The organism is Streptococcus mitis (assembly GCF_023110375.1).
Lineage (GTDB): Bacteria > Bacillota > Bacilli > Lactobacillales > Streptococcaceae > Streptococcus > Streptococcus mitis_CI.
This window is the reverse complement of record NZ_JALDVV010000001.1, coordinates 315,452-327,867: the sequence shown is the minus strand read 5'-3', so window position 1 is coordinate 327,867 and position 12,416 is coordinate 315,452. Positions and strand designations below refer to the sequence as shown.

Genomic DNA, 12,416 nt, shown 5'->3' with positions numbered 1-12,416 from the left:
AGAAGATTTTCAGCAAGTTATCTGAAAGGAAATCGAATAAATCCCATAAAATGCTTGAAAAAAATCCTAGAAGATGATATAATACCAAATTGTAAGGGTTATCACATATAACTCAAAAAAGAAAGAACAAAAGGAGAGTCAAACTATGGCTTCTAAAGATTTCCACGTAGTGGCAGAAACAGGTATTCACGCGCGTCCAGCAACATTGTTGGTACAAACTGCTAGCAAATTTGCTTCAGATATCACTCTTGAGTACAAAGGTAAATCAGTTAACCTTAAATCAATCATGGGTGTTATGAGTCTTGGTGTTGGCCAAGGTGCTGATGTAACTATCTCAGCTGAAGGTGCAGATGCAGATGACGCTATCGCTGCAATCTCAGAAACAATGGAAAAAGAAGGATTGGCATAAGGAAAATGACAGAAATGCTTAAAGGAATCGCAGCATCTGACGGTGTTGCAGTTGCAAAAGCATATCTACTCGTTCAACCGGATTTGTCATTCGAGACTGTTTCAGTCGAAGATACAAACGCAGAAGAGGCTCGTTTGGATGTAGCTCTTGAAGCTTCTCAAAACGAGCTTTCTCTTATCCGTGAGAAAGCTGTAGGTACGCTTGGTGAAGAAGCGGCTCAAGTTTTTGACGCTCATTTGATGGTTCTTGCTGACCCAGAATTGATTGGTCAGATTAAAGAAACAATCCGTGCTAAGAAAGTCAATGCAGAAGCAGGTCTTAAAGAAGTGACTGACATGTTCATCACTATCTTTGAAGGCATGGAAGACAACCCATATATGCAAGAACGTGCAGCGGATATCCGCGACGTGACAAAACGTGTATTGGCAAACCTTCTTGGTAAGAAATTGCCAAACCCAGCTTCTATCAATGAAGAAGTAATTGTGATTGCGCATGACTTGACACCATCTGATACAGCTCAATTGGACAAAAACTTTGTAAAAGCTTTTGTAACAAATATCGGTGGACGTACAAGCCACTCAGCTATCATGGCACGTACACTTGAAATTGCAGCTGTATTGGGAACAAATAACATCACTGAAGTAGTGAAAGACGGTGATATCCTTGCCGTTAACGGAATTACTGGTGAAGTGATTATCAACCCAACAGATGAACAAGCGGCAGAATTTAAAGCAGCTGGTGAAGCTTATGCTAAACAAAAAGCTGAATGGGCCCTTTTGAAAGATGCTCAAACAGTGACTGCTGACGGTAAACACTTCGAGTTGGCTGCTAACATCGGTACTCCAAAAGACGTTGAAGGTGTTAACAACAACGGTGCAGAAGCGGTTGGACTTTACCGTACAGAGTTCTTGTACATGGATTCTCAAGACTTCCCAACTGAAGATGAGCAGTATGAAGCATACAAGGCTGTTCTTGAGGGAATGAATGGTAAACCAGTGGTTGTTCGTACAATGGATATTGGTGGAGATAAGGAACTTCCTTACTTCGATATGCCACATGAAATGAACCCATTCCTTGGATTCCGTGCCCTTCGTATCTCTATTTCTGAAACTGGAGATGCAATGTTCCGTACACAAATCCGTGCTCTTCTTCGTGCTTCTGTTCATGGTCAATTGCGTATCATGTTCCCAATGGTTGCTCTTTTGAAAGAATTCCGTGCAGCTAAAGCAGTTTATGAAGAAGAAAAGGCAAACCTTCTTGCTGAAGGTGTTGCAGTTGCGGATGATATCCAAGTTGGTATCATGATTGAAATCCCTGCAGCAGCGATGCTTGCAGACCAATTTGCAAAAGAAGTAGACTTCATGTCAATTGGAACAAACGACTTGATCCAATACTCAATGGCAGCAGACCGTATGAACGAGCAAGTTTCATACCTTTACCAACCATATAACCCATCAATCCTTCGCTTGATCAACAACGTTATCAAGGCAGCTCACGCTGAAGGTAAATGGGCTGGTATGTGTGGTGAGATGGCTGGTGACCAAAAAGCTGTTCCACTTCTTGTCGGAATGGGCTTGGATGAGTTCTCTATGTCAGCAACATCAGTACTTCGTACACGTAGCTTGATGAAGAAATTGGACACTGCTAAGATGGAAGAGTACGCTAACCGTGCCCTTACAGAGTGTTCAACAATGGAAGAAGTTCTTGAACTTCAAAAAGAATACGTTAACTTCGATTAATGTGATTAACCTTGTAACCTAGTTGCAAGGTTTTTTGATACATTCGGGAATAGTATAGTCTTGTAAAGTCCACTTTTCAATGGTTCAGAGGCATGGTATAATAGGGGAAAGTAATTAGAATAAGAGAGAAACTATGTCTAAAGAAATTGATATTGAGTACTACCACCAGCTGGCCTTACAAAAGCAGAAGGAGCACCGTAAAGTTTTAGCCAATTTAAAGAAAAAACCTCCTAAAAACCTAGACAAGATAGCCCAGCAGATTCACCAAGAAGTCTTTACGGAGATTGATTGTACGGCCTGTGCCAACTGTTGCAAGACATTGGGACCCGACTTTAAAGAAGCGGATATTACACGAATTGCCAAGTATTTTAAGATGAAATTACCTGCTTTTGAAGCTGAATTCCTTCAGGTAGATGAAGATGGGGATAAGGTTTTCAAATCAATGCCCTGCCCCTTTTTAGGAGGAGATAATCTTTGTTCCATCTATGATGTTCGTCCCAAGGCCTGCCGAGAGTTCCCCCATACAGATCGCAAAAAGATCCATCAAATCAACCATTTGACGATTAAGAATACTTTGACCTGTCCAGCAGCCTATCTCTTTGTTGAGAAATTAAAGGATAAGTTATAGAGATTTAAAGGATAAAAAATCTCTAATAATAACTAGTAATATGAAGGGAGAACTCTGTGCCTAGACCGAAAACAAAAGAGGAGCTAGTGCTAGCCTCTAAGGAAAACTATGAAAAGCTCAATCACTTTATATCTAAATTAAGTGAAGAGGAACTACAGACTCCTTTTGATTTTTCAAAAGATGAAAAGAAAAAAGAAGCTCACTGGAAAAGAGATAAAAATCTAAGAGATGTTCTGATCCATCTCTATGAATGGCATCAGTTACTTTTGACTTGGGTACATTCTAATCAAAAGGGACATGAAAGACCTTTTCTCCCTGAGCCTTATAATTGGAAAACTTATGGGGAAATGAATGTCGCTTTTTGGAAGAAGCACCAGAGAACATCCTTAGAAGAAGCGACCAAACTCCTCAATCAATCACATAAAGAGGTTTTAGAGTTGATGGAAGACTTCAGCAATGACGAATTGTTCACAAAAGGTGTCTATAAGTGGACGGGAGGAACAAGTCTAGGCTCCTACTTTGTGAGTACCACCTCCAGTCACTATGATTGGGCTCTGAAAAAACTCAAAGCTCATCAGAAAAATTGTAAGGTATAGATGGACTGTTTGAAATTGCAAGAATGAGTTCTTTTAAACGTAATACTCTTCGAAAATCAAATTCAAACTGCGTCAACGTCGCCTTGCCGTACTCAAGTACAGCCTGCGGCTAGTTTCCTAGTTTGCTTTTTGATTTTCATTGAGTATAAGATAAAAGCAAAGGGCTATCAAGTGATGTAGCCCTTTTGAGTTATACAAGCAAATTACCATGCAAAAGCTGTCGTTGGAGCATTGAGCGCTTCTAGCCACTGCTTATTTTTTACAGGGCAAAGAGTTACGGATATACCTGCCATATCCAAACTGGTCATAAATGTTCCTGATTTTATAAAGGTAATAGTGACTCCTTCAATTTCTAAGAGTTGAAGGATATCATTGATAAATATGCCCATTTCTAGATTGGTAGTAGTGCCTAGATTATTTACAAGCAATATAAATTGATCACCCTTTTTCCAATGATAGTGCAATCTTAATTTACTTATAATTTCATTTGCAAGGATTTCCGATGATTGGAATGGGACGATACGATAGCCTTCTTCGCCATGTATCCCAATACCATAAGAAATATTTCCTTCTTCTAAGTTAAATAGTGGAAGGGTGGCTTGGGGGAGACTAGCAGATTTCGTTGCAAAGCCAATTGTTGCGATTTCGGGAGCAAGCTGATGACCTAAATCGGTTAGTTGTTCTATGTCGGCACCATTTTGAGATGCAAATCCTAGGATTTTATGAAGTAAGATTGTCCCTGCAAGCCCTCTTCCTCTAATTTGAAATCTATTGTGAGGTTCAATAGAAATATCGTCGTGTGCTAGACTATAGCCGACCTTAATTCCTTCTTGTCTAGCAGTATTAATGGCCCAGCTAAATTCTTTGATGTCTGCTTCGAAATTTTTTACAATGATGAAAACACCGTGACCATTGTTTAAAAAACGAATGGACTCTAAGATTTCAGCTCTTGTAGGAGGAGTAAATAATTGGCCATAGATAGCAGCAGTAAGCATTCCTTCTCCCACATATCCAATATGCGCAGGTTCGTGACCGGAACCTCCACCCGACAATATTGGAACCTGATGAGGATTGCGATTTTTTTGATAGACTAGTGGTAAAGTAGGGTGTTTTTCTAATTCAGGATGACTGCTGACAGTTGCCGAAATGTAACTTGAAATAATTTTCTGTTTATGATTTGAAATAAATGTCATTGTGGTCTCTTTCCAATAATTGTCATGATTAGAAAGTCTGGTTGTGGAACTGGACTTTTTTTATTGACGTAAGCCTTCACGATTTCTGCTAGAGCATGTGAATGATAGTCTAACAAAAAACAAGTATAAGCAGATGAATCGATATCAATCTGACCGTATTCTCTTAAAATTTTTGATACAAGCAAGCGACAGTAGTTTATAAATTGGTCATAGAAGTTATTTTGTCCTTGAATATCAAAAAGTTGAATATAAAAGTCACGCTCTTGTTCGAAATAAAGAAATAATTCTTGTAATAGTTTTTGGCCCGAAATAAAGTCCAAGTTATTGGTGATATACTCGGTTAAGTCATTTTCAAATATCCAGTCTAGCAGTTCATATTTGTCAAGAAAGTGATTATAAAAGGTCTGTCTACGAATGCCAGCTGATTCCATGATATCTACAATAGAGATTTTATCAAATTCTCTAGTAGCTAATAGGTCTCTAAATGCCTTGGCAATCCGTTTTTTTGTAATAAGTGATGATGCCATAGGAAACCTTTCTTTTACTTCCTTCATTTTACCAAAAAAATGTTTTAAACGGGTTTAAAAGGGGACAAATAATAGAATCTGTCCCTTATCATCTAGCAATAAAAAATATATAATGAAAGCGAAAACAAAGATACATGCCGAAAGGAGTTTCTCATGAAAAAAATTATAAATGAACCGACACAAGTTGTTGATGAAATGTTGCAGGGATTGTCATTCATGCATGATGACTTGGTAGAACGCTTAGATGGTTTTGATGTCATCGTTAGAAAGGCAGAAAAGACAGGAAAAGTTGGACTCATTTCAGGTGGAGGTTCAGGACATGAACCAAGTCATGCTGGATTTGTAGGAGATGGAATGTTGTCTGCTGCCATTTGTGGAGCAGTCTTCACTTCACCTACTCCGGACCAAATTTTAGAAGCCATCAAGGCGGCTGATGAAGGTGCTGGAGTTTTCATGGTCATCAAGAACTATTCTGGGGACATCATGAATTTTGAAATTGCACAAGAACTTGCTGAAATGGAAGGTATTGATGTAGCAAGTGTTGTAGTCGATGATGATATTGCGGTTGAAAATAGTCTCTATACCCAAGGTCGTCGAGGTGTCGCAGGTACTATATTAGTCCATAAAATTTTGGGTGATGCGGCTCGTTCTGGTAAAACATTATCTGAAATGAAGGACTTGGCCGACAAACTTGTCTTAGAAATTAAAACAATTGGCTTAGCTCTATCTGGCGCTACTGTTCCAGAAGTTGGCAAACCAGGTTTTGTTCTAGAAGATGATGAATTTGAATACGGAGTTGGTATCCACGGTGAACCGGGATATAAGAAAGAGAAGATGCAACCCTCAGCACAATTGGCCTCAGAATTGGTTGAAAAGTTATCTGAAGGTTTCCAACTTAAAGCTGGAGAACGCTATGGCCTTCTCATCAATGGTTTAGGAAGCACTCCTCTTATGGAGCAATACGTATTTGCAAATGATGTGGCTAAATTACTCCATGAAAAAGGTGTTGAGTTGGCATTTAAGAAAATTGGAAACTATATGACATCAATCGATATGGCTGGATTATCATTAACATTGATTCGATTGGCAGATGATGAGTGGTTGGATGCTCTAAATGCACCTGTTACTACCCCAGCTTGGTAAAACTCAAGGAGGATATGTCGCATGAATGTTGAACAAGCTCTTGAATGGATGAAGCTTTTTAATGAAAAGATTCAAGAACAGAAAGATTACCTTAGTGAGCTAGACACCCCTATAGGAGATGGAGACCACGGTGGAAATATGGCGCGTGGAATGGCTGCAGTTATGGAAAACTTAGAAGGAAAGCAATTTGAAACAAGCAGTGATGTGTTTAAACTTGTCTCAATGCAATTACTGAGCAAGGTAGGCGGTGCTTCTGGTCCCTTGTATGGCTCTGCTTTTATGGGCATGGCCAAGGCTGATTCAAATTCGAAAATAGAGGAAATCTTACAAAGCGGTTTGGATATGATTGTCAAACGTGGGAAAGCAGAAGTTGGAGAAAAGACAATGGTTGATGTTTGGACTCCTGTTATTGCTGCTTTGTCTGCAGGCCAATTGACTCAAGAGGTTATTGATAAGCTAGTGAATGCTACCAAAGATTTACTTGCAACTAAAGGAAGGGCATCTTATGTAGGAGAACGTTCTCTTGGACATATTGATCCTGGATCATTTTCATCAGGATTACTCTTTACTGCTCTTTTAGAAACTGGGGTGGTTTAATGGGAAGTATTGGTCTTGTTATCGTTTCACATTCTAAACACATTGCACAAGGTGTCGTTGAACTGATTAGTGAAGTAGCTAAAGATATTCCGATTACTTATGTAGGAGGAACCGAAGATGGAGGAATTGGAACGAGTTTTGATCAAGTAGATAGGGTTGTTTCCGAAAATCCAGCAGATACTTTATTAGCTTTTTTTGACCTAGGTTCTGCTAAAATGAACTTAGAAATGGTGGCTGATTTCAGTGATAAAAGTATCATGATCAATAGGGTTCCAATTGTAGAAGGTGCCTATACTGCAGCAGCTCTTCTTCAGGCTGGTGCAGAACTGTCAGTTATTCAAACACAGTTGTCGGAGCTTGAAATCAATAAATAAGGAATCTTCCTATCATTCCTGTTATAGGTGAGTTATTGATTATCTTAACTATTAAATTTTAAGTAAATAATTTCAAAATCAGAAAGGGATTGCTTTATGCAGTTCCTTTTTATTTTAGCAGGAGTAAAGCTATAGTATTTCTATATTGTGAATCATTCAAAACAGATTGTGATGGGACTATTCTAGCTTTAGAATCCTTCAAAAATTAAAATTTAAGGCTATCAATTACTTAGAATAGTGCGAAAACATTTAGTTTATAGGAATTCTAGATCTAGAATTGCATAGATATTTATGAAGTTAGAGTATTCGATAGTTAGGATTGTTCTATTCTGAAAGATTTGAGCTGTCAATCTTCTAGAATAGTAGTTTGCCAATGAATTTTGTTGAAAGATTCCTTGTTTTATGGTAGTCTAAAGTAAAAGAAAGCCTTATCATTATATTTGTATCTTTAATCTGACTTGGTTTAGGTCTAGAAGAGGGATAGATATTTGTGGTTTTCAAATAATAATAATATTTTCACTTGCAAAAAATATATTTCAACTTTACCTAATGTAAAAGAAGGAAATATCAGGAAATGCTTATGACTTGTTTGAAAGAGAATGTAAACTAAAAATGGATTCCCTTTGCATATTAGGAGTAGGTAGATGAGTAATCTAGAGTCAATTCGTAAAGCGCATATCATCGTGTGGGGTGTCTATCTATTTTTATCATTAAGGGTGCCGCTAATTAGCAGCACAGAGTATTTCTTGCTTATTTTTTTAGCATTTCTATATTCAATAGTATCGTTACCTATATATTCTGTGAATAATAAAATAGTATCCATTTGTCTGGCTATAAACTCAATTCTGTTAATGAGTTTCCCGATTTTAATCAATAAATATTTCCCAGGAAAGGTTTCTACTTATATCGTATTAATCAGTATTTTTATCCTGGAGTTTTTAATCTTTAATAAAATTGGTAAAGATTTTGATACTAGATTAGCTAGTGAGTATAGGAAAATCAGTCAGTTTAAAAGTAAGATGTCTCAATCTCCTTGGATAAAATATTTAGAGATTTCTAGTTTTATATTAACTATATTTCCATTTATTCTTCATGGTACAGTTGATAATCATGTACTGACTCTTATCTTTTTGATAAAAATTTGTGTAGATACTACGATAAAGTTTCTATTAAACAGAATCTTTAAGACAAGTAAGGCAATGAAAAGGAGGATATTTTCTCTTTTCGCAGTAGATTTGATTGTCTATTTATTTTTAGGCTATGTTTTAGCAATGCAAAAAGATGGATACCTATTTTCAATTCTACTAATTTTTTCTAATTTCTCACTTCCCTTTATCAGAGAAAAAGAGTATGAACTATTTAAAAATAAGAAGTAAGATAAATATGGTTAAATCTTACTTCTCCTTAAAATTAAATAGTGAAAGGATATCTTATCTAGGTAACAAAGTGCTTTAAACGCAGTCGACGATTACTGATTAGAGAACTATCCTAACCATGCAACGTTAAAGAGGAGAAATCTTATGAAACTCGTATCACCAAATAATTATGCTGCTATTGAGTAAGAAGAGATGAGGTGTCTTGATTTGGGATTATCTCTACATAAAGACGGGGGAATGTTACAGTAAACGTAGCCACTGCTTATTTTATGGGGAATTAAATATGTTTAAACTAAGTGATAAAGTTAGACTAATATTTGCTCTTTTAGGGGTAAGTTTCATATTGGTTAGTATGTATTTTATACCTTTTATTAAAACTGAGAATAAATTTTGGGAAATACTTTTATTTATATTAGGTGTATTGCTAATTGGAATTGCGTTACTAAATCCCCAAAAAAATTAAATTTTAGAATAGTATTAGTGAGTAGGTAATCATTTCTTGATTGGATTTTTTTAATGCTATTGATGAATGGGATGGAAACAGTGACAATAGATTAAGAACAGGATGATAGTATTATGATGGTTATTTTAATTTTGATGGTTGTGGTGTTTCTGTATTATGTAATTACAGAGTATTTTCAGAATAGTTATATTGACTGTATACTATTTCTAACATTGCTGATTTCTCATTTGATATGGGATTACTATTTTTTACCCATTGAAGTCTTAGTAGCATTAAGTGGAGTAAATTTGTTGTCAAGATTTTTCAAAAAAAAGAGAAGCCAATAGATTTGCTAGTGAATTATTAAGATGAAAGGTAAAATTGGAATATCTAAAATGAAACATTTTATTGCAGGAATTGGTGAGATAAGATTTATTAGTTATCTATTGTCTCTATGTGTAGGACTAGCCCCTCTTTTTCATATCTATGTCATAGGTTCTGAAATGAATTTTGTGAAAATAGTATTATCTATTTTGGGAGTCATATTTGTAGGTATTTTAACTATTACTCGAATTTATAGAAGATTTTTCTATAATTCACTAGAATAGTATGGGTTAGTTAATCCATTAGATCTATTATTCTTTGTGGTACTATACCACTTTTAAGTTTTTACATTAAACAACTGGCTGAAGTGAAAGTTGTTTATCTTAGAAAGGAAAACTCTCAAATTGTCCTACAAATTTCTACTTTTCGACCTTGACCACACTTTGCTTGATTTTGATGCTGCTGAGGATGTGGCTTTAACGCAACTTCTAAAAGAAGAAGGGGTTGCAGATATTCAGGCCTATAAAGACTATTACGTTCCTATGAACAAGGCTCTATGGAAGGACTTGGAGCAAAAGAAAATTAGTAAACAAGAGTTGGTTAACACGCGCTTTTCTCGTTTATTTGCCCATTTTGGATTTGAGAAGGACGGTGCTTTACTTGCCCAGCGTTACCAATTTTACTTAGCCCAGCAGGGGCAAACTTTTTCAGGCGCTCATGAACTTTTGGACAGTCTCATCGATCGTGATTATGACTTGTATGCTGCGACAAATGGAATAACTGCCATTCAGACAGGGCGTTTGGCTCAGTCTGGCCTGGCACCTTATTTCAATCAAGTTTTTATCTCTGAGCAATTGCAAACACAAAAACCAGATGCTCTCTTTTATGAAAAAATTGGTCAACAGATTGCTGGATTTAGTAAAGAAAAGACGCTGATGATTGGAGATTCTCTAACTGCAGACATCCAAGGTGGCAATAATGCGGGGATTGACACTATCTGGTACAATCCTCATCACCTCGAAAATCCCACACAAGCCCAGCCAACCTACGAAGTCCATTCTTACAAAGACTTTCTGGATTATTTAGATAAACTGTAAAAAGTGGTTTAGAAAGCCACTTTTTGCTATAATAGAGGCAGTAAAAACGAAGGAATAGTTAACGATGTTAAGGCCAGAACTTTCTCTTTATGAACCATTGTATACACTAAAGGAAGTTGATCAAAATATCTGGATAGTGGATGGTGATTTGATTCAAATGGATATGAAGATCTTCAAACTTCCTTTTCAGACACGCATGACGGTGATTAAGTTAAATGATGGCAAACTTTGGCTTCATTCTCCTATTGCGCCAAACGAGAAACTCTTTACTGAACTGGACGCTTTGGGCAGAGTCGCTTACCTGATTTCACCAAATAAGATTCACTACGCCTATATTGCAGATTGGAGAAAAAGATATCCTCATGCGCAAGCATGGTCTAGTCCAGGAGTTGAAGAAAGAGCGAAAAGTCAGAATGTCAAGGTGGAATTTGATGCTGCCTTAACAGATAAGGCTCCTGACCTATGGTCTGATGAGATTGATCAGCTTATTTTTAAGGGAAGTTCTGTCATCGAAGAGGTCGTGTTTTATCATAAATCAACTAAAACACTCATTGTAACAGACCTTATAGAGAATTTTGAACCTGAAAAGATAGCTAGTCCAATCCGCAGAAAATTCTATCGTTTAGCTCGTGTAACAGCCCCTGATGGTCAAACTCCTATTGATTATCGGATGACTTTTTTAGGAAGACAAAGGGAAGCAAAGGTTTCCTTTTCCCGTATGTTAAACTGGAAACCGGATAAGATTATACTTGCACATGGTTTATGCTTTTTTAAAAATGGTACGGATGAATTAAGACGTGCTTTTAGATGGATAAGATAAAGGAGGGAAAGATGGAACACTCGTCTTGGCATGCTTTGATTAAGGCACAATTACCTGAGGGTTATTTTGGGAAAATCAATCAGTTTATGGAGCAGGTTTATGGTCAGGGGACTGTTTATCCACCCAAGGAAAAGGTTTTTCAGGCTCTCTTGACCACACCCCTAGAAAACGTTAAGGTGGTGATTCTGGGACAGGATCCCTATCACGGGCCAGGTCAAGCGCAGGGCTTGAGTTTTTCTGTGCCTGACTCTATCCCAGCTCCGCCATCCTTGCAAAATATCTTGAAAGAATTGTCAGATGACATCGGGGTTAAGAAATCCCATGATTTGACAGCATGGGCTGAGCAAGGAGTCTTGCTTCTTAATGCTTGTTTGACGGTTCCTGCTGGACGGGCCAATGGTCATGCTGGTCAGATATGGGAGCCTTTTACGGATGCTGTGATTCAGGTGGTCAATCATCTAGATAGACCAGTCGTTTTTGTACTCTGGGGAGCCTATGCACGCAAGAAGAAGACCTTGGTTACCAATCCTCATCACTTGATTATCGAATCAGCCCATCCCAGTCCTTTGTCAGTTTATAGAGGATTTTGGGGTTCCAAGCCTTTTTCCAAGGCCAATGCATTCTTAAAAGAGACAGGACAAGAGCCAATCGATTGGCTTAGATAAGGAGAAAATATGCCTCAGTTAGCGACGATTTGCTACATTGATAACGGGAAAGAACTGCTCATGCTCCATCGTAATAAGAAACCCAATGATGTCCATGAAGGGAAATGGATTGGTGTGGGTGGTAAGCTAGAGCGAGGAGAGACGCCTCAGGAATGCGCTGCGCGTGAAATCCTCGAAGAAACAGGGCTCAAAGCTAAGCCAGTTCTAAAAGGTGTTATCACTTTTCCTGAATTTACGCCAGATTTAGACTGGTACACCTATGTTTTTAAAGTGACGGAGTTTGAGGGCGACTTGATTGATTGCAACGAGGGGACGCTAGAATGGGTTCCCTATGATGAGGTTTTGAGCAAGCCGACTTGGGAAGGTGACCACACCTTTGTTGAGTGGCTTTTAGAGGATAAACCCTTCTTTTCAGCTAAGTTTGTTTATGATGGGGATAAATTGTTGGATACCCAAGTTGATTTCTATGAATAAAGGAGAAAGCAG

Annotated in this window: 16 protein-coding genes; 14 read left to right on the top strand and 2 right to left on the bottom strand. The window is 37.6% G+C overall.

Features of this window, described 5'->3' with window-relative positions:
• The first annotated feature begins 145 nt into the window (after positions 1-145).
• The 4 genes from M1G12_RS01515 to M1G12_RS01500 all read left to right on the top strand — a co-directional run bounded on the left by M1G12_RS01515 (position 146) and on the right by M1G12_RS01500 (position 3,372).
• Entirely contained in the window at positions 146-409 is a 264-nt protein-coding gene (locus M1G12_RS01515) for a phosphocarrier protein HPr (protein WP_000146947.1), read from the top strand.
• A 5-nt stretch (positions 410-414) separates the two neighbouring features.
• Positions 415-2,148 (top strand): phosphoenolpyruvate--protein phosphotransferase, encoded by a 1,734-nt coding sequence (gene ptsP / locus M1G12_RS01510; RefSeq protein WP_004241506.1) that lies wholly within the window; start codon positions 415-417, stop codon positions 2,146-2,148.
• 133 nt (positions 2,149-2,281) lie between these two features.
• Complete coding sequence (locus M1G12_RS01505; protein WP_020903329.1) at positions 2,282-2,776, top strand: YkgJ family cysteine cluster protein; 495 nt, start codon at positions 2,282-2,284, stop codon at positions 2,774-2,776.
• 56 nt (positions 2,777-2,832) lie between these two features.
• Positions 2,833-3,372 (top strand): ClbS/DfsB family four-helix bundle protein, encoded by a 540-nt coding sequence (locus M1G12_RS01500; protein ID WP_247949279.1) that lies wholly within the window; start codon positions 2,833-2,835, stop codon positions 3,370-3,372.
• 203 nt (positions 3,373-3,575) lie between these two features.
• Here the strand turns inward: M1G12_RS01500 and dhaQ are convergent, their stop codons facing one another.
• Positions 3,576-4,565 carry a DhaKLM operon coactivator DhaQ gene (gene dhaQ / locus M1G12_RS01495; RefSeq protein WP_084864338.1) on the bottom strand — a complete coding sequence of 330 codons (990 nt, stop codon included), beginning with the start codon at positions 4,563-4,565 and terminating at the stop codon, positions 3,576-3,578.
• Positions 4,562-5,092: a dihydroxyacetone kinase transcriptional activator DhaS gene (dhaS, locus tag M1G12_RS01490; protein ID WP_084864339.1), complete on the bottom strand. Its 531-nt coding sequence runs from the start codon at positions 5,090-5,092 to the stop codon at positions 4,562-4,564. Before dhaS ends, dhaQ begins: the two co-directional genes overlap by 4 nt.
• Before the next feature lie 153 nt (positions 5,093-5,245).
• On the opposite strand from dhaS, the gene dhaK reads away from it, so the two are divergent.
• The 10 genes from dhaK (at position 5,246) to M1G12_RS01440 (ending at position 12,404) form a co-directional block, all read left to right on the top strand.
• Positions 5,246-6,235, top strand: a complete 990-nt coding sequence (dhaK, locus tag M1G12_RS01485; protein WP_247949278.1) for a dihydroxyacetone kinase subunit DhaK — start codon at positions 5,246-5,248, stop codon at positions 6,233-6,235.
• 21 nt (positions 6,236-6,256) lie between these two features.
• On the top strand, positions 6,257-6,832 hold the full coding sequence (gene dhaL, locus M1G12_RS01480; protein WP_001100267.1) for a dihydroxyacetone kinase subunit DhaL: 576 nt from the start codon (positions 6,257-6,259) through the stop codon (positions 6,830-6,832).
• A complete protein-coding gene (dhaM, locus tag M1G12_RS01475; RefSeq protein ID WP_000534739.1) occupies positions 6,832-7,206 on the top strand; it encodes a dihydroxyacetone kinase phosphoryl donor subunit DhaM in 375 nt (124 codons plus the stop codon). The genes dhaL and dhaM overlap by 1 nt, the downstream gene beginning before the upstream one ends.
• Before the next feature lie 644 nt (positions 7,207-7,850).
• Entirely contained in the window at positions 7,851-8,582 is a 732-nt protein-coding gene (locus M1G12_RS01470) for a hypothetical protein (RefSeq protein WP_247949277.1), read from the top strand.
• A 576-nt stretch (positions 8,583-9,158) separates the two neighbouring features.
• On the top strand, positions 9,159-9,371 hold the full coding sequence (locus M1G12_RS01465; protein ID WP_050253036.1) for a hypothetical protein: 213 nt from the start codon (positions 9,159-9,161) through the stop codon (positions 9,369-9,371).
• A gap of 48 nt (positions 9,372-9,419) precedes the next feature.
• Positions 9,420-9,632 carry a hypothetical protein gene (locus M1G12_RS01460; protein ID WP_150923178.1) on the top strand — a complete coding sequence of 71 codons (213 nt, stop codon included), beginning with the start codon at positions 9,420-9,422 and terminating at the stop codon, positions 9,630-9,632.
• Between the two features lie 120 nt (positions 9,633-9,752).
• Positions 9,753-10,445 (top strand): pyrimidine 5'-nucleotidase PynA, encoded by a 693-nt coding sequence (pynA, locus tag M1G12_RS01455; protein WP_227325421.1) that lies wholly within the window; start codon positions 9,753-9,755, stop codon positions 10,443-10,445.
• A gap of 64 nt (positions 10,446-10,509) precedes the next feature.
• Positions 10,510-11,265 (top strand): DUF4336 domain-containing protein, encoded by a 756-nt coding sequence (locus M1G12_RS01450; RefSeq protein ID WP_000945850.1) that lies wholly within the window; start codon positions 10,510-10,512, stop codon positions 11,263-11,265.
• 11 nt (positions 11,266-11,276) lie between these two features.
• A complete protein-coding gene (locus tag M1G12_RS01445) occupies positions 11,277-11,930 on the top strand; it encodes a uracil-DNA glycosylase (RefSeq protein WP_247949276.1) in 654 nt (217 codons plus the stop codon).
• 9 nt (positions 11,931-11,939) lie between these two features.
• A complete protein-coding gene (locus M1G12_RS01440) occupies positions 11,940-12,404 on the top strand; it encodes an NUDIX hydrolase (protein WP_001135768.1) in 465 nt (154 codons plus the stop codon).
• The last annotated feature ends 12 nt before the right edge of the window (positions 12,405-12,416 follow it).